The organism is Bradyrhizobium sp. WYCCWR 12699 (assembly GCF_032144035.1).
Lineage (GTDB): Bacteria > Pseudomonadota > Alphaproteobacteria > Rhizobiales > Xanthobacteraceae > Bradyrhizobium.
Map to the genome: position 1 here is coordinate 622,097 of NZ_JAVTJN010000032.1, position 16,338 is coordinate 638,434.

Annotated in this window: 16 protein-coding genes; 1 reads left to right on the top strand and 15 read right to left on the bottom strand. The window is 63.2% G+C overall.

Annotation, left to right across the window (positions count from 1 at the left end):
* From RPS27_RS17785 to RPS27_RS17815, 7 genes are all read right to left on the bottom strand, one after another.
* Entirely contained in the window at positions 1–513 is a 513-nt protein-coding gene (locus RPS27_RS17785) for a S26 family signal peptidase (RefSeq protein ID WP_006018721.1), read from the bottom strand.
* Entirely contained in the window at positions 510–974 is a 465-nt protein-coding gene (locus RPS27_RS17790) for a DUF2840 domain-containing protein (RefSeq protein ID WP_006018720.1), read from the bottom strand. The genes RPS27_RS17785 and RPS27_RS17790 overlap by 4 nt, the downstream gene beginning before the upstream one ends.
* Before the next feature lie 289 nt (positions 975–1,263).
* Positions 1,264–2,145: a replication initiator protein A gene (locus tag RPS27_RS17795; RefSeq protein WP_006018719.1), complete on the bottom strand. Its 882-nt coding sequence runs from the start codon at positions 2,143–2,145 to the stop codon at positions 1,264–1,266.
* A 22-nt stretch (positions 2,146–2,167) separates the two neighbouring features.
* Positions 2,168–2,449 carry a helix-turn-helix transcriptional regulator gene (locus RPS27_RS17800; RefSeq protein WP_006018718.1) on the bottom strand — a complete coding sequence of 94 codons (282 nt, stop codon included), beginning with the start codon at positions 2,447–2,449 and terminating at the stop codon, positions 2,168–2,170.
* Positions 2,450–2,583: 134 nt separating this feature from the next.
* Positions 2,584–3,024: a DUF2285 domain-containing protein gene (locus tag RPS27_RS17805; RefSeq protein WP_024337242.1), complete on the bottom strand. Its 441-nt coding sequence runs from the start codon at positions 3,022–3,024 to the stop codon at positions 2,584–2,586.
* Positions 3,025–3,160: 136 nt separating this feature from the next.
* Positions 3,161–3,355 (bottom strand): transcriptional regulator domain-containing protein, encoded by a 195-nt coding sequence (locus tag RPS27_RS17810; protein WP_006018716.1) that lies wholly within the window; start codon positions 3,353–3,355, stop codon positions 3,161–3,163.
* A gap of 165 nt (positions 3,356–3,520) precedes the next feature.
* Entirely contained in the window at positions 3,521–3,793 is a 273-nt protein-coding gene (locus RPS27_RS17815; protein WP_006018715.1) for a hypothetical protein, read from the bottom strand.
* 146 nt (positions 3,794–3,939) lie between these two features.
* Between RPS27_RS17815 and RPS27_RS17820 the strand changes: the two genes are divergently transcribed.
* Positions 3,940–4,188 (top strand): helix-turn-helix domain-containing protein, encoded by a 249-nt coding sequence (locus tag RPS27_RS17820; protein WP_024337241.1) that lies wholly within the window; start codon positions 3,940–3,942, stop codon positions 4,186–4,188.
* Positions 4,189–4,289: 101 nt separating this feature from the next.
* Here the strand turns inward: RPS27_RS17820 and RPS27_RS17825 are convergent, their stop codons facing one another.
* The 8 genes from RPS27_RS17825 to RPS27_RS17860 all read right to left on the bottom strand — a co-directional run bounded on the left by RPS27_RS17825 (position 4,290) and on the right by RPS27_RS17860 (position 15,782).
* Entirely contained in the window at positions 4,290–4,610 is a 321-nt protein-coding gene (locus RPS27_RS17825; protein WP_006018714.1) for a DUF736 domain-containing protein, read from the bottom strand.
* A gap of 188 nt (positions 4,611–4,798) precedes the next feature.
* The gene (locus RPS27_RS17830; RefSeq protein WP_080654815.1) at positions 4,799–5,095 is read right to left on the bottom strand and encodes a hypothetical protein; all 297 of its coding nucleotides are present in this window, start codon (positions 5,093–5,095) and stop codon (positions 4,799–4,801) included.
* 92 nt (positions 5,096–5,187) lie between these two features.
* On the bottom strand, positions 5,188–5,637 hold the full coding sequence (locus RPS27_RS17835; protein ID WP_006018713.1) for a hypothetical protein: 450 nt from the start codon (positions 5,635–5,637) through the stop codon (positions 5,188–5,190).
* Between the two features lie 140 nt (positions 5,638–5,777).
* The gene (locus RPS27_RS17840) at positions 5,778–6,701 is read right to left on the bottom strand and encodes a DUF2493 domain-containing protein (RefSeq protein ID WP_006018712.1); all 924 of its coding nucleotides are present in this window, start codon (positions 6,699–6,701) and stop codon (positions 5,778–5,780) included.
* A gap of 339 nt (positions 6,702–7,040) precedes the next feature.
* Positions 7,041–8,102, bottom strand: a complete 1,062-nt coding sequence (locus RPS27_RS17845) for a toprim domain-containing protein (protein WP_006018711.1) — start codon at positions 8,100–8,102, stop codon at positions 7,041–7,043.
* Positions 8,102–12,421 carry a bifunctional class I SAM-dependent methyltransferase/DEAD/DEAH box helicase gene (locus RPS27_RS17850; protein WP_006018710.1) on the bottom strand — a complete coding sequence of 1,440 codons (4,320 nt, stop codon included), beginning with the start codon at positions 12,419–12,421 and terminating at the stop codon, positions 8,102–8,104. Before RPS27_RS17850 ends, RPS27_RS17845 begins: the two co-directional genes overlap by 1 nt.
* Positions 12,422–12,607: 186 nt before the next feature.
* Positions 12,608–14,722, bottom strand: a complete 2,115-nt coding sequence (locus RPS27_RS17855) for a ParB/RepB/Spo0J family partition protein (RefSeq protein ID WP_006018709.1) — start codon at positions 14,720–14,722, stop codon at positions 12,608–12,610.
* A 97-nt stretch (positions 14,723–14,819) separates the two neighbouring features.
* Entirely contained in the window at positions 14,820–15,782 is a 963-nt protein-coding gene (locus RPS27_RS17860; RefSeq protein WP_024337240.1) for an ArdC family protein, read from the bottom strand.
* Between the last annotated feature and the right edge of the window lie 556 nt (positions 15,783–16,338).

Genomic DNA, 16,338 nt, shown 5'->3' on the forward strand with positions numbered 1-16,338 from the left:
TCACCCCTCCCACGTCCACACCGGCATCGCACGGCCGATCACGCTGGATGCCGGAAGAAATCCAAAATACCGGCCATCAAGAGAGTCGTCCGACTGCCAGTTCATCAGAAACAGATCGCCGTCGCCGACGACGCGGCAGCCCTGCCATTTCGGCAGCGGCCGGCCGCGTCCGTCGCGGTCCTTCGCCTCGCCCACCGCGACCTCGTCGACCGAAATCGTGAGGCCGGTTCTGCAAACACTCTGCCCCGGAAGGGCGAGCACGCGCTTCAGCATGGGCACGCCAATGGGCAAATAGCCGTTCAAATCGAGGAAGGTCGCGAGCGGCTCCGGCGGCTGCACGGCGACCAATTCAGTAACTTGGAATTGGTCCGCCGGTCGGAGGCGGTAGAGACCGATCGGCACGCTCGCGGATGCGTTCCAGATGTATAGCGGAATCGGCTCCAGGACGATCGTCGCGATGAGCGCAGCAGCGACCCCAATCGTCACGGCCAGCATCGGTAGGCGGCCCGTCATCGCATCACCCTTTGGCGATGGAGCCAGGCCTGATGGCGCGCTTTCGTATACGGGCGCGGGTTTTCATTAACGGACAGACGGTTGTGAACGTGATGCCAATGGTCGGGAGCGACATCAGCCGGATCGACGCCGAGCGCCTCAACGGCATCGATCATCTGCAGCACGCGCTCGACCTTCGGCCAGCCGGACAGGCGCAGCAGAATCTCACCGCCGGGCGTCACATAAGGAACGGTCGAGCAGCGCTGTCCCAGTGCGACCGCGCGCAAGATGTCGATGCGCGAAATGATCGTGCCAAAGTCGTTGGAGGTCCACCGGACGAAGGCAAAGATGCTGCCTGGCGCGAATGACAGGACACGCCGATGGCGATCAAGCTTCCGTTCCCCGACAATGCGACCGAACCGAATGCGGTTTTCGATGCGCTTCTCGAGCCACAACACTTCCACTTCCGTGAGATCGCTCATGCGGCGGCTCCCGGACGCTGGGGCTGGCAGCCGTGAGCTTGGGGCTCGGTCGAGAGTGTGTATCGCCTGCAAAGGCAGGCTGGCCTGTCGGACTGCCGTTGCCGAGCGCCATCGACGCCGCTTTCGGCCTGCTCCGTTAGAAGAAATCCGAAGGATTTCCGGTTAGTAAAGTTAGAGCGGCTGGAAAGCGCGGAGAAACAAGCTCTTAAGCTCGATTCCGGTCCCCGATAGCACGAGGATCGGGTCCCCGATAGCACGAGGGTTGCGGTCCCCGATAGCACGAGCTGATTCACAGGTTGTCCTCCGAATTTGGAATGAGACCGCGCCGGCGCAAGCGGGCCGTTAAGGGATCAACAGGCGTGGGTGCAAAGTTCAGTCGCTCGGTGCCATCAGGGTCGCGCGTGAGCACGAGCTGATAACCGGGCAATGTCTGGCGCTGGACGATCTGGCGCACGTCGTAAGCAAAGTGCTTGAGGGGCGAGAGGATGCCGGACTTGGCATGGAGGTGCACCAGATCAAAACTCCAGCCGCCGTCCTGGCGTCCGCCGTGCTTGCGCACAAGACGATAAAGCCACCTCTCAAGTCCGCCCGTCAGCTCGAAATAGGCGCGATCAATCGTCAGCACGAGCGCGTCATCGATGACGCCAGCGTAGAACCAATCCGGCAGGATCAGCTCGATCCCAAATGGGCGGCCATTTGCATCGGCCGTCTCTTTCCACTCGTTGATCCAGGAGAAGCGATGCCGTCGCCGCTCTGCCGGCTGACGGATCGACGTCAGCACGGTCGTTGACTGAAGTCTGTCGAGACCCGCCTTCAGCCGATCATAGTCGCGTGCGCCGGTGCCGCGGCCGACGAACGTCAGAATTTCATACGGCGTTGCAGCCATCAGGCGCGACGTCTTCAGGCCGGCATCACGGGCTTCGACAATCTGGGACGCGGCCCAGATCAGAACGTCTGCATCCCAGATCGTCGCCATGCCGTGTTCCGGCACGGCTTCGACACGAATTGCGATCGCACCGGCACGGAAGTCGATCGGCACGATCCGCTTAGTCTTTGCGAGGGAGAAGAACGGATACGCCATCAGATCCTGCGCGTCGCGCGGCGCAAGATCGCCGGGCAACGCCCGAAAGAGCTCAAGCTGGTCGCGCTCCGAATGGTGTTTGCGCCGCATGGTCACTACTCTCACGCGGCAATCAGCGACGTTCCTGGCCCGCATACGGGCGCAGCGCGGGCTGCTTCTTGGCCGGCAGTACCGTCCCCTTCCCGGGATCGGACGTCGACGTCTTGGCGCCGCGGTCAGCCCACGCTTTCAGGTCATCGACGGCGTAGACAACACGTCCGCCGATCTTCCGATACGTCGGTCCAGTACCGTACGTGCGGTGCTTCTCGAGCGTGCGACCGGACAGGCCAAGATAGCGCGCGGCCTCAGGTGTACGCAGGAATCGCGGTGGTAGACCGGCCATCGGATCGGGCATTTGAGGACTCCAGGAGGACATCGCACTACGCCTGGCTAGGCCGGCGTGTGTGCGGTCATCATGGAGAAGCAAGATCTCGGAGGGGGATGCCGAATATGGAGGGGGCCGCTTTCGATACCCCCCAACCGGAAGGGCTATTCGTCCCTGCGCCCGGACCGCAGAAGTTTGCGGTAACCACCGCGCATCAACGCAAGGCCGCCTTGCACCAAGCGGATTGTTCGATTGCGCAGATCATGGGTCTTCCAGGCACGGTCGGGGATTCGCTTTTTGCCGAAGAGCGCTTCGGCGATAACGCGATAGCTTCCGCCGGCGCTGCGAGCATCAAGCGCACGGATCGCGGCGCTCAAGCGTTCGCGCCGCTGTTTAGATAGTTGGTGAAAGGCAGGACCTGGTGCGCGTCCATTCATCGCGCGCCACAGCCGGCGGGCTGCATACGCACGCGCGCCGAAATCGCCGTCAAATGGCAGTTCGGCTGCATATGACGCGCCAAGCACCGGTGGATCCTTGGACCAGACACGGTGATCCACTGCACCGATGCGCAGCACGGCGTGCCAGCCGTCGGCGGCGCGGCGCATCTGGCCTGCTGCAAGGTCAAGCAGCGGTTGAGGCGCTGAACTGCGATCGGCGGCCGAGGCAACCTTGACCGGAACGACCGCCGCTAGAACCTCAGGCGCCCAAAAGATCGTCTGCTCATCGAACGACCGCCGCGGGTCATGGGCGAAAGCAGAGGCCCCACCTCCTCCTGAATTCGTCAGTCACTTCGCCGTTCGGGCTGTTGGCAATCATCACCTCGTACTCACGCCGGTAACCGGCGTTGCGGCGGAGACATTCCCAGGCGATGTCGGTGATTTCGGCGTCTTGTAGGCTCTTGTAGGATTCCGGCGACCGCCAGTCGAATTCAGGCATTGCTTCCGCCCCATTGCACGCTGCTAACAACGATTGCGCCGCAATAGGTATGAACGAGGCGGTTGTAGGAAGCCCCTAGTTTGGCACCACGTGGTGCACCGGAATGACCACCGATCAGCAAAAGAAAATAGTTCTGCCTGCAAGTCGCCGGCCGGCGGTTTTCTTCTATTTTGAGCCGGTGCCGCGCAAGAGGCGTCCCTGCTCGGTCACCCATTTGGCGCGCGCGAGATGACTCTGATATGCGCTTCGCGCACGGTCCGGCTCCCGCACCGGATCGATATGCAGCACCACTCGAGCGACTTCCATCCAGTCAGCCCCTTGGCTTTCGGCCTGCAGAAGGCGCATGTAGGTCACGACATGCTGCTCATCGTAGGCAGTGAGAATTTGATCTGCAGGCGCAGCGTCGGCGACGCCTGGGTCGAGCGGCGGCTTCCTCATAAGACTCCACGCCTTAGTTTAGACAATTTCTAACACGCGGGCAGGAAGGAGCAGAAGCGCCAAAATTGTCGCGGAAGCCGTCCGGATCGCGTTTTGTCGAAAATACTCCGTGGTGAAATACTCTTCAAGGACATGCCCTCTCGCGTATGGATATACGCGAGATACTTGCAATCAATTTGCGGAAGCTCCGGCAGGCCCGTGGTTTGTCACAGGAGGAATTGGCTCATCGTGCTGAAATTGACCGCACTTATATCAGCGCACTCGAGCGAAGCGTTTATGCGGCGGGTATCGACGTTGTCGATCGGCTCGCTCGCAGCCTGGGTGTCGAGGCCGCCGACCTGCTCACTCGCCCGCCCACAAGCACCAAGAAAAGGACTCGGGGGCAGGCCGAGTGATTGAGCCGACCCGCTCGATCCGGCGGCCGGTTCGCGCTCACTGACGCCTGGAAGGATGGGAAGCCCCGCCCGGCAGACCGGACGGGGCTTGATGAAGTGGCCTACTCGCCGGTCTTGCGCGGCCGCGACCAGAGCAGGGTGTAGCCTTCACCGCCTTCGTCGTCGAACAGGTTCGCGTAGATCGGCGCGTTGAAGGAAGGATCGTCGAGCTTGAGCGAGAGGTAGTCGCGGCCTTCCTCGGAACGCTTCGACCAGGCTGCGCCGATCTCCGCCCGGCCCACATAGATGCGGTGGCTGGGGGCGTTGTCATTGGAGCGGTTGGTCTCGGCGACGATGCGGACGCCCTTGGCCTTCAGGCTCAGGGTGACGATCTCGCCCTGGAATTCGTTACCGACCTTCTTGAAAGAACCGATGTTAGCCATGTCACTTCTCCTGTTGTGTTTCGAGCCCGCGACCACCGCGGCCTCGATGGCGATCTAGGGCCGAGGACGATCGGCGACGCACCCGCTCGGGCCGGAGCGCAGCGGAGGACGTCGTTGTGGCGACTTTCTTGCCTCGCGAGGAATGGGCGAAGCCCAGGGGAAGAAAGTCGCATCAACGGCGTTGCGGCTCAGACGATCGAGGCGAAGCCGGTCTTCGGCCAGATCAAGCCATCAACGAGGCCACGTGCGTCCGCGTGCTGAACCACGATATCTGGAGAAGCGTGGCTATCTCGGTTTTGATGAACAAGAGGCGTGAACGATTCAGCGGGGAAAGAGAAACAATCTCCTGCAAAAGGCGGTATCGTCTCCCAAGAACGGATCGAGATAAGATCGTTCTGCCGCGGCTGCGTGGGCCAGACCGAATGTCGGCAGCTTGATCGATGAATTCCGAGCAGGACGAGATCTCCGCGCTCAAGTTCGATCATCCCGTTCACCGCGCCGATCTACGCGAAACGAAGCTATTCGACATGGCAGCGGTAAGCGATCGCCCCTGGGGCCATGCGGCCGTAAGAATTGGCTAGGACGGTTTCTCCACCACCACATCGGGCTCGAACGGGCGGGTCTTCGCCAAAACCACCAAGCGCGTCATCGCCGTGCCGCCAACGCAAACCGCGCCCAAGGAAGCGAAGACTTCACGCCAAGCCAGCGAGGGCACCCCGATATTGGACACGGCGAACACCACATGATAGCCGGCGACGGCGGCGGGAACAGCGAATGCTGTTGCGATCGCGATGCGCAAGGCCGAGGACCGAGTAACAGCAAAGGCGACCTGGCCGAGGACCAGCGTCAGCGCACCGCCGGCCGTCGCGATAAGCATGGCGCCAATGAGGCCGGCGTCGCTGTGAAACGTCATCATCCCGATAATGAGTGCGACAAAAAACGGCAGGGCATACACGGCAAGCGCAATGATCGCCCAGCAGAACAGACCGATGCCGAGTGTGTTGAGAACAAGCCCAATAGCGAGCATGGTGGTGGCTCCATGTGCATAGATCTACCAGTCGCGCCTTCCACCACCACCACGGCGCAACTCTGGATATGAGACTGAAACGAGGCGGAGTTGCGGCGGGAGCAATTTCGCCTCAAAGACTTCAGTTGAGCAGACGGCGCTCATGCGCCGCCGAACATCCAGACCGGGATGCCGAGCCGTTTCGCCTTGTCGGCGAGGTTGTCCTGGATGCCCGTGCCCGGGAAGTGCATGACGCCGATCGGCAGGAGTTCGAGCATGGCATCGTTGCGCTTGAACGGTGCTGCCTTGGCGTGCCTCGTCCAGTCGGGCTTGAAGGCGATCTGGGCCACTTTGCGGTTGCTCGCCCATTTCGAGGCGATCAGTTCGGCCCCCCTCGGGGAGCCGCCATGCAGCAGGACCATGTCGGGATGCTTGGCATGAACCTTGTCGAGACGATCCCAGATGAGGTGGTGGTCGTTGAAGTCGAGCCCTCCGGTGAGCGCGATCTTTGGCCCTGAGGGCAGCAGGATCTCGGTCTCGGCGCGGCGCTTGGCTGCGATGAAGTCGCGGGAGTCGATCATCGCCGCGGTCAGGGTGCGGTGGTTCACCAGCGATCCCGATCGGGGGCGCCATAATGTGCCGGTGTGAGTCTCGAAGCGTTCGATGGCTTGGTCACGGAAGAGCTCCAGGCAGTTGCGTCGCTCGATCAACGTGGTGCCTTCCGCCGTGATGCGTTCGAGTTCGACGGATCGAACTTCGGAACCGTCCTGCTCGCGCTGACTCTTCCGTTGCGCCTGTTCGTTGTCGTCGAGTTGGCGACCGATGCGGTCGACGGCTCGGTGGAACAGGTTGACGGTCGACCAGAGCAGATCGTCGAGGTCCGGCTCGAGCCGCGTGTCGCTCAACGTCGCGACCAGGGCATCGAAGATATCGACGACGGCACCGGTAATGATCCTGCCGTCGGGAAGCGGCCGTGGATCGGGCTGGTCGTCGAAGGGGCGGTAACCGAAGAGCTGCAATTCGGCAAGAACGTGTTCGGTCGGAGATGCGTCGTGCGGTGGTTCGATGTCATCGTGGTCGGTCATGGAGGCGATCCTTTGCCGGATCGGCCGCGACCATCGCGGCCTTCGTGGCGATCACTCAGACGGCAGGCGGAACGGGCCAGAACCCGGAGCAGAGCGGAGGGCCGAAGCGCAGCGGAGGATGGCGGAGGCCGGGCTATTTTGCTTCGCGATGCAAAGCGCGCTCGCCAGATGGCTAATGTGTCTTCTCGTCGCCGGCGCGCGGCGGAAAATAGCCGGACGCAGCCATTGCCGGTCCGAGCCGCTTGCCGTCCGATCGCCCTCTAGAAGGCCGTGGTCGCGTGCTCTCCCGGCAGTGGCCGCACCGCGACCGACCTGTCGATGCCCATCGAATTGCCGGGGCTATTCCGCGGTTGCCAACGACGAATGCAGCAAACGGACGACGTCCTCTGGTACGAGCTGAAGCCGCAACGATGCGCGGAGGGCTTCGAGGCCAAAGATGTGCAGATCTTCGTTGAAATCGCCCACCCGAGGCGACAGCGGAATCGCTTCAACGCCGGCCTCTACCGCGCGCTGCGTGAGAATCGCCTGTACGGTATCTCCGGCAGCATCGTCATCGCGGGCGATATAGAGCCGACGCAGGCCAGATGGCAGCATCATCGCTGCGAGATGATTAGCCGAAAGCGCGGCCGCCATGGGCAGGGCCGGCAGTGCGTAACGCAGTGACAGCATGGTCTCGATTCCCTCGCCGGCAGCGAGCACATCATCGACCACGCCGAAGCGAACGGCGTTGCCGAGCAGGTCACCCATGGCGCGTCGTGGTGTGTCGATCGGAGCCTTGCCGAGCCGCACGCGATCAAAACCGTGTGGATCTAGCCAGGTGCGGTGCACGCCGGTGATCCGTCCATCGAGGTCGGTGACACAGGCTATCATCGCCGGCCAGGTTTCGGTCGACGAATGCTCATCCGGTCGATAGTAGCAACGAGGATGGAAGCGCAAGCTGCCACCATGGTTGATGCAACTAATTCCGCGACGCTGCAAGTACGCCTCGGCTAATGTCCCTTCAATCGGGTTGGATATCGCAAAGAGCCGACGAGCGGCTTCCTGCGATCCGGCCGGCGCGACTGGACGAACGGGCCTCGGGAGTGATTGCTCCTCGGAACGAGGCAGCTTCAGAAAGCGCCTCGCCTCCTCGGCGACCTCGCGAAAGTCTCGCAAGGCCAGACTTTCGCGGATGATGTCGAGGAGATCACCATGTTCTCCGGTCGCGGCGTCGGTCCATTTCCCAGCGGGTCCCTTCGGTGATTCGTGCAGCCGCACGAACAACGAGCGGCCCGGCGTATTGTAGACGTCGCCGACCAGCCAGTACCGCCCCGCCCGCCTGCCATTAGAGAGATAGTGTCGGCACACCGCCTCAGCCTCGCACGAGAGGCGGCGTGCCAGTTCGGAAGCATCGCCGGCCATCACGCGGCCTCCCGCTCACTGACGCCCGTAACCGGATAGGTGTCGAGCACCCTGGACAGGACCTCGATGCCGCTCGCGTCCGTGGGTACGAACATGCGCAGCTTCCAGGAGATGATCTCCCCAAAGAGGCCGTAAGCACGGAGGCGATCGCGTATCGTGTCGTTGAATCCGGACAGCTCGATGCGATAGGCGCCCATCACCCGGACGCGGCGAAGTTGGAGTTCCTCCGCGAGGTCGAGGACGGTGCGTCCCTCCATCAGCGCGGCAAAGGCAGCGTCCGGCGTCAGCGCGGGCGCGTCCCTCGAAAGGACGTTTGCGACCCATGTGGCCGAAAACTTGCGTCCGATGATGCGTTCGCCCGCATCGGTCTGGAGCCGATAGACGCGGGTTGATTCGTTCGGCAGCCGCTTCCAGATAGGGAGCAGCAAGCCCGCCACAACGTGGATCGTGCTTTCCGTGAACTGGGGCACCTCGGCAAGCTCCGCCACCCAGGCCGCAGCGAAGCGCCCACGGTCCGCTTCGATCCAGTGGCTCTCCGCCATCATGCTCAAGGGGACCGTGTGCTGATCCATCGGCCGGATCAGACGGACGCGCCGCTCGATCTCGCCGTCATCGAGCATGACGCTCGCCGCGGGGACCTGCACGGCGGCTCGTCCCGAGCGCTCATTGACCAGCAGGACGGCCTGACGATCGGAAAGACGAGCAAGAGCGTCATCCAGACTCACCGGATGATTGCGCTGGCGCTGTGTGACAGTGAGCAGCCGGGTCTCGGCGCCGGTCCCCCGCTGGTCATAGATCGTCCGCCGGTCGGTGACGACAAGGCTCTCGGCACGGAGTGTTTCCAACCCGACGTCGTAGGTGCCGGATGCAACCGCGCCTTCGATCCGAGCGGTCAAGAGCTGCTCGAAGGCGGTGAACAGCACATTCTGGAGGTCGATGGTGAGCGCCAATAACCTGTTCAGAAAGGTCGTGATCGGCGGCAGGTCATTCCTGAGCCCATTGGCATCCATGAGCTTCAGACCGGTTGCATCCTCGAACCTCCCAAGCGAGCAACCGTCGACCTTGCCTCGCGCGAGCAGCGTGTAGAGCTGACGCAACGCATCACGTCCATACTGGCTTTCGAGATTGTCCTCGGGCCGGAACAGGCCCTGTCCTCCGGTCTGACGTTGGCCGCGCGTAATGGCTCCCAACGTATCGAGCCGGCGGGCAATGGTGCTGAGAAAGCGCTTCTCGGCCTTCACGTCTGTCGCAATCGGACGAAACAGCGGCGGCTGCGCCTGGTTGGTCCGGTTGGTGCGGCCAAGGCCTTGGATCGCGGCGTCGGCCTTCCAGCCGGGCTCGAGCAGGTAATGGACGCGCAACCGGCGATTCCGCGCCGACAGTTCGGCATGGTAACTCCGCCCCGTGCCGCCGGCGTCGGAGAACACGAGGATGCGCTTGACGTCATCCATGAAGGCCGAGGTCTCGGCGAGATTGGCCGAGCCTGCGCGGTTTTCGACCACCAGCCGGTCGCCCTTGCGGATGACGCGGCGCGAGCGGCCCGTCACCTCGGCGACCAGTTCGGTGCCGAAGCGCTGGATGACCTGATCCAGTGCCCCAGGTACCGGCGGCAGCGAGGCAAGCTTCTCGATGAGGCGGTCACGGCGTGCGACGGCTTCCCGGCTCTCGACCGGCTGGCCGTCGCGATAGACAGGCCGGGAGCAGAGGTTACCTTCCGAGTCGGTGAAGGGTTCGTAGAGCTGGACCGGGAAGGAGTGGGCGAGGTAGTCGAGGACATACTCGCGCGGGGTGATGTCGACCTGGACGTCGCCCCATTCTTCAGTTGGAATCTCCGCGAGCCGGCGCTCCATCAGCGCTTCGCCCGTCGACACGATCTGGATGACCGCGGCGTGCCCAGCCTCAAGATCGTTCTCGATCGCACGGATCAGTGACGGGGTCTTCATCGAGGTCAGGAGGTGACCGAAGAAGCGCTGCTTCGCGCTTTCGAAGGCGGAGCGTGCCGCAGATTTGGCCTGCCCGTTCAGCGTTCCCGTTGCGCCGGTGATGTTGGCGGCCCGCATCGCCGCGTCCAGGTTATTATGGATGACGCTGAACGCACCGGCATAGGCGTCGTAAATGCGGACCTGCTCCGGCGTCAGTTGGTGCTCAACAAGCTCGTACTCGACGCCCTCGTAAGAGAGCGAGCGGGCTGCGTAGAGGCCGAGCGCCTTGAGGTCGCGCGCCAGCACCTCCATGGCCGCGACCCCACCCTCCTCGATCGCTTCGACGAACTCGGCACGGGTGGCGAACGGAAAGTCGGCGCCGCCCCAAAGGCCGAGGCGTTGGGCATAAGCGAGATTGTGGACCGTGGTTGCGCCCGTCGCCGACACATAGACCACGCGGGCATTCGGCAGCGCGTGCTGGAGCCTCAAGCCCGCGCGCCCCTGCTGAGAGGCCGCTTGGTCACCACGCTCGCCCTTGCCCCCGATCGCATTCTGCATGGCGTGGCTCTCGTCGAAGACGATCACTCCGTCGAAGTCCGAGCCCAACCATTCGACGATCTGCCTGACGCGCGAAAGCTTCTCGCCACGCTCGTCGGTCCGTAGCGTGGCGTAGGTGGTAAATAGGACGCCTTCCGCAAGCCGGATCCGGGTGCCCTGGCGAAACCGGGACAAGGGCGTAACGAGCAGGCGCTCCATCCCGAGCGCGGACCAATCGCGCTGCGCGTCCTCGATCAGCTTGTCGGATTTGCTGACCCAGACGGCACGTCGGCGGCCCTTGAGCCAGTTGTCGAGCAGAATCCCGGCGACCTGCCGGCCCTTGCCCGCGCCGGTGCCATCGCCCAAGAACCAGCCGCGGCGAAAGCGGACGGCATTCTCTGCGTCATCGCGCGCGGCGGCGATAACATCAAAGGTCGCATCGACCGTCCAGGAGCCCACGAGAAACTCAGAATGCGCCTCGCCGGCATAGATGACGCTCTCAAGTTGGGCGTCCGACAGAACTCCATCTGCCACCAGACTCGAAGGCAGGTGCGGACGATAGGATGGTTTCGGTGACGCAACGGACGCCATCGCCGCGGACTGCACGAGCTTGGTCGGGTGTGCGCACGATCCGGGAATACGGATCGATTGCAATCCGTATTCCTCGTAAAGGGCATCGGTGAGCCGGGTGCCTTCCGGCGGCGACCATTCGACCGTTTCGTATGTAAGTTCGACGCCTTCTGGCGCGGCGTCTCTCGAAGAAGACGATGAGCGTGGTGCAACGGCGCCCAGCGATCGCGACATAGCCGGCCGCTCGATAGCGACGATCTCCGGTGATATGGCGACGGGCAGCCTTGGAGGCACATGCTGGTTCACCCAGTCGAGCAAGGTAGCGACGTCGGCCGCCATGCCTGGCGAAGCCGGAAAAGCCGTCGGATCGGCAGCGGGCAGCTTGTCGATCACAAGCAGCCGTGTGTCGATTTGTGTTCCGTGCTTCGCGTAGATGGCGCCGTCGATCGCCGCAGAAAACGCTACCTGCCCGCGTTCCTGGAGCCGCACAAAGGCTTCTCGCCATGCCGGGTTATCCGGTGCGAAGCTGGCGCCAGTGATGGCGACAAGGCGTCCACCGTCGCCAAGACGCGCGAGCGCTGAAGCGATGTGACGGAGAGCCGCATCCGTCATCCGTCGGTCTACGTTCGTCAATGCCGAGAACGGCGGGTTCATCAGAACGACGCTCGGCACGACACTCGCGTCGAGGTGGTCGTCGATCTGTGCAGCATCGAACCGCGAGACCTTAACGCCTGCGAAGAGATGATCGAGCAGCGCCGCGCGGGCCTCGGCCAACTCGTTCAAGACCAGAACGCCGCCGGCGAGCTCGGCAAAGACGGCGAGCAAACCGGTCCCAGCAGAAGGCTCAAGAACGCGATCGGCCGGCGTAATGCCAGCCGCGGCGCATGCGGCCAGCCCAAGCGGGATCGGCGTCGAGAATTGCTGAAGCGCCTGGCTGTCCTCGGAACGCCGCGTGTGGGTCGGCAGACAGCTAGCGATCTTCGTGAGCATCGGCAGCATTGCTGCCGTCGACCCAGCCTTGGCACGCATCGCGGGGCCGAACTTGCGAAGGAACAGAACGGCTGCCGCCTCGCAGACGTCATAGGCGGTCTTCCAATTCCAAACGCCGGCCGTGTCCGAGGCGCCAAAGGCAGACTCCATGGCGCTACGCAGAACAGCGGCATCGATGCGACGGCCGCGTTCGAGCTCGGTCAGGACCTGTCGCGCGGCCCTGACAGCGGCAGAGGTGAGATTTGCAGCGGCACGCATGGAGAGCGGCGTGGCGATGCCGCCGGCAAGAGATTCGGTCATGGCAGGAATTCTTTCGGAGAGCAGGAATGGGTCGAACCATCAGGCGCTCTCCTTTGCCCCCGACGGCTCAAACCCTTCCCGGCCCGACTCTCACTCTCCGCCGTTCCCAATAAGAATGGGGACCAGCGCTACACACCGGTCCCCAAGCAACCGCGGGACGGCCAAAGCCGCCCCGCTCTGTGATGATCACTCAGCCGCGTCGAGATGTTGCGGATCTTCGTCGGCGGCGGTCTCCTGATCCTCCTCGTCGGCGAGGAATTCGGGCAGCCGGCCCGCCTCGCTCTCCTGCTCTGACGCCGCATCGGGATCGAGGAGACGCAACGGCTCCGGCAACCAACCCGAGCCATCCAGAAGTCGTTCAGCCTCCTTGGCCATGTCGGCCTTCTTCAGATGGTCGATCAGTTGCGCCGACGACTCGCCCTTGGCCTGCCGCACGGCATCCAGAATACGCGGCTTGGTAACCCGGCCGAGATAGTTGTCGACGGTCGGTCGCCAGCCGGCCTGCACCATGTCGAGCCCGACCGCGCGCGCCAGCACATCGGCCTGGTCGAGACGCGTGCGAACGCCATGGGCGGAGACGCGACCCTGATTGTAGCGATTGGCTGGCTCATGGACGGCGTTGACCGCAAACGACGCACAGTGGGCGAACAGCGACGCCTGTGCACCACCATCGAGAGCCGTCAGCGCATCCCAGAGATCGTTCTCGCTCTTTGGCAACCGTGCCTTCCAGACCTCATGTCGCGCCTCGACTGCTTTGGCCGAGACGCTTTCCCTCAGCCCCGGAGCTTGGGCGGGAAAGTTCGGCGTGCGAAGGCTGATCTCAAGACAGCTCCCGGACGATGCGAACCGGTAAAAGGCCGTCAGCACGAAGTTATGCAGAACTGCCTGGAACGCGACCGCTGGATTTCCCGCCAACGCATCACGCAATGTCAGTGTACGATGCGCCGTCAACTCGATGATGAGACGATCCGGCAAAGGTTTGGTCGCGTCCTCATCATCCTCCTCGGCATCAGCAGCGCCGCCTGCGACCGCGATGACCGTGCGCTGGACGGAAGGGCCCACTTCAAGACCTTCGGTCGACGACGCATCGGCGCCCTGCCCGACATCAGGATCAGTTGCCGGCACCTCGTCCTCCGGCCGGACGTAACCCCGGTCCACGGCGAGGCGTCCTTCGGAGTCGATGCTGATGAAGACACCAGCTCGGGCGATCTCCGCCGGTTCGTAAAGCATCGGCCGGTCTTCGAATGCAGCCAGGGCCGACTCGATTTCGCCGAGACGCTGATCGACCTCGTCGGGCAACTCGTCGGCATCCCGGTAGTCGACTTCCAGCTTGGCTTGCTCGGCGTTCAGCGCATCGATGGTGGCCTGCTCCTCAGGCGAGAGATCGACGGGCTTGCCTTCGATTTGTCGTAGGCCTTGAGTGTGACCGTAGGGGAAATCTACGGCGACCGAGATCCACTTCCAGCCTTCGGCAGCAATCGTCTCAGCTTCGGCCTTGAGCTTCTCGGTTACGAGGCGGTCGAGCAAGACGACGTCCTGAAGCCAGCCGCCGTCGTCGTGCTCGAACAGATCCCGCAGAACGCCGCCACCCGCGCTCTGATAGGCATCGAGGCCCACAAATTGGGCCCGGGGATCGGAACCGCGCACGGTGTTCTCCGTGAGCAGCCGGCGGATCTGGTATGGCTCGTCATAACCGGAGCGGCTGACATTCTCCCAGACTTGCTCCTGGCGGGCGTGATCGGCCGTGACCGAGAACGCCATGAGCTGCTCGAGGGTCATGCCGTCTTCGGCATAGACCTCATGCAGCTTTGGCGAGACCGACGCCAGGCGCAGGCGCTGCTTGACGATTGCAGGGTTCACGAAATGACGCGCGGCAATGTCTTCCTCGCTCATGCCGAGATCGCGGAGTGTCTGGAAGGCCCTAAACTGATCAAGCGGATGCAGGCCGACCCGCTCATCGTTCTCCGCCACCGAATCGTCCTCGGCGATGCCCCCTTCACGCACAACGCACGGCACCGCCTGCGTCTTTGACATCCGCTTCTGTTTTACCAGGAGCTCGAGAGCGCGATAGCGCCTGCCGCCCGCTGGCACCTCGAACATGCCGGTCTCGTTGCCATCTGCATCGACGACGGCCCGGACACTCAGACCTTGCAGAAGCGTACGCTGCGCGATGCTCTCGGCTAGCTGCTCGATCGAGACACCGGCCTTGACGCGGCGAACGTTCGACTGGCCGAGCACGAGCTTGTTGAAGGGAATGTCCCGAGAAGGGGACAGCGTGATCTTTTGTACGGCTTTCGTCATTTTGGCTCTCCACGACGGGTGGCCGTGAGACTCTCTCTCGGCTTCCAACCCGTCGCGAACAGCCTCCCCTCCTCTCACTCTCGCGCGAGGCCAGGCATCACGCCGTCTCGTGATCGGCGACAGCCGAATCCAGCGATGCGGGCTCAATGGACCCGGGAACGAAACCGAGCAAATAGTCCGCGGCCTTGCTCGCCTGCGAGGCGGCCCGCACGATGGCGCGATTGTCTTCACGCAGGACTTCGAGCCAGGAGCCGATATAGTCGGCATGGCGCACGGTGGGGACGATCCCTAGCGACGCGCAGCTGAACGCGGAACTCAATTCGGCGACCAGCTCTTCGAAGGCATATTTCTTGGTACCGTAGGATCCGCTCTGGTCGCGATTGAGACGCGACGGGTGCCCAGTCGCATGACCGAGTTCATGCAAGGCCGTACGGTGCCAGTTGATGGGTTCGAAATAGGCCTGCGGCGGCGGGACCTGAACATAGTCTTCGGCTGTTGCATAGAATGCGCGATCTCCACCGATCCGAAATGGAATTCCGCTGGCCGTGATCAGGGCATCGACCGTCGGTTCGATGAGGCCGGCCGGCGGCGGCGGCGCAGCGGTGGCAATGTCGTCGGGCAGTTGCTCGCACTGATCGGTGTTGAAAACGGTAAATCGCTTGAGGAACGGGATCGCCTGCGCGTCTTCGCCGGTCTCGGCGGCGCGGCGCTTTTCATCATTCGGCACGAAACGATCCGCGTAGACGACGGTAGTCCCGCGCTCTCCCTTGCGAACGTGGCCGCCAAGAGAGAGTGCCTGGCGGAAAGTGAGCCAACTTTGACCGGTAAATCCGCGTTCGATCACGACTCCCCAGAGGATGAGGATGTTCACACCACTGTATTGCCGGTTGGTCGACGCATTTTTCGGCATGGCCAGCGGCGCTTTCGCCGCGGCAGTACCCCAGGGCTGAACCCAGGGGACGCGTCCGGCCTCAAGCTCGGCGATGATCTTGTCGGTGATTTCGTTGTAGAGGTTCGCCCGGTCCTGGCCGGCGCGCGCGCAAGCATTAGGGTTTGACATCGCGGGTCTCCGCGACGGGCACCGCGAGCCTCTCTCGCAGATTGTAACCCGTCACGGAAAACCAGCCTGCACTCTTACTCTCAGCTTCTTGCCTTAGGCCGCAGGCCTGATCCGGCGTGCGCCAGGGGCGCATCGCCCCAAGAGAAATGGCACCCGCAGGAGCGTGAGCATAGCGACGCCGAAGGCGGCACGCGGGACCGAGTGCAGCGACGAGACCGGTTAAAAGGGCACCCGGGAACGGGGCAGTGATAACGATCGCCGCAGGCGAGCCCCTTTTCCGAGTGCCCCCGGCGAGGAGCACCAAAGCTCTGGCGCGAGGGATCGAAGCCGCAGGCCGAGACGCGGCGCGGCTCGGTTCACGAGAGCCCGGTGCGGCCCTGGCCGCACGCGCACAACCACTAAAAGACTTGAGCGAAAGTGATGCTGGCAATCCTGCGAGAACAGCCTGGCAATTTCACAGTGGTCTCAGAACGGGCGAAAACCTTGTCCTCTGCTGACTGAGAATCCCAGCCTTGTGTTAGCAGCCGGAACAAACGGCGGACCACTAGATTCGTGT

Coding starts and splice junctions, on each gene's coding strand:
- RPS27_RS17785 (WP_006018721.1), bottom strand. CDS start 513: ATGACGGGCCGCCTACCGATGCTGGCCGTGACGATTGGGGTCGCTGCT.
- RPS27_RS17790 (WP_006018720.1), bottom strand. CDS start 974: ATGAGCGATCTCACGGAAGTGGAAGTGTTGTGGCTCGAGAAGCGCATC.
- RPS27_RS17795 (WP_006018719.1), bottom strand. CDS start 2,145: ATGCGGCGCAAACACCATTCGGAGCGCGACCAGCTTGAGCTCTTTCGG.
- RPS27_RS17800 (WP_006018718.1), bottom strand. CDS start 2,449: ATGCCCGATCCGATGGCCGGTCTACCACCGCGATTCCTGCGTACACCT.
- RPS27_RS17805 (WP_024337242.1), bottom strand. CDS start 3,024: ATGCGCCGCGCCGCCGACGGCTGGCACGCCGTGCTGCGCATCGGTGCA.
- RPS27_RS17810 (WP_006018716.1), bottom strand. CDS start 3,355: ATGCCTGAATTCGACTGGCGGTCGCCGGAATCCTACAAGAGCCTACAA.
- RPS27_RS17815 (WP_006018715.1), bottom strand. CDS start 3,793: ATGAGGAAGCCGCCGCTCGACCCAGGCGTCGCCGACGCTGCGCCTGCA.
- RPS27_RS17820 (WP_024337241.1), top strand. CDS start 3,940: ATGGATATACGCGAGATACTTGCAATCAATTTGCGGAAGCTCCGGCAG.
- RPS27_RS17825 (WP_006018714.1), bottom strand. CDS start 4,610: ATGGCTAACATCGGTTCTTTCAAGAAGGTCGGTAACGAATTCCAGGGC.
- RPS27_RS17830 (WP_080654815.1), bottom strand. CDS start 5,095: ATGATCGAACTTGAGCGCGGAGATCTCGTCCTGCTCGGAATTCATCGA.
- RPS27_RS17835 (WP_006018713.1), bottom strand. CDS start 5,637: ATGCTCGCTATTGGGCTTGTTCTCAACACACTCGGCATCGGTCTGTTC.
- RPS27_RS17840 (WP_006018712.1), bottom strand. CDS start 6,701: ATGACCGACCACGATGACATCGAACCACCGCACGACGCATCTCCGACC.
- RPS27_RS17845 (WP_006018711.1), bottom strand. CDS start 8,102: ATGGCCGGCGATGCTTCCGAACTGGCACGCCGCCTCTCGTGCGAGGCT.
- RPS27_RS17850 (WP_006018710.1), bottom strand. CDS start 12,421: ATGACCGAATCTCTTGCCGGCGGCATCGCCACGCCGCTCTCCATGCGT.
- RPS27_RS17855 (WP_006018709.1), bottom strand. CDS start 14,722: ATGACGAAAGCCGTACAAAAGATCACGCTGTCCCCTTCTCGGGACATT.
- RPS27_RS17860 (WP_024337240.1), bottom strand. CDS start 15,782: ATGTCAAACCCTAATGCTTGCGCGCGCGCCGGCCAGGACCGGGCGAAC.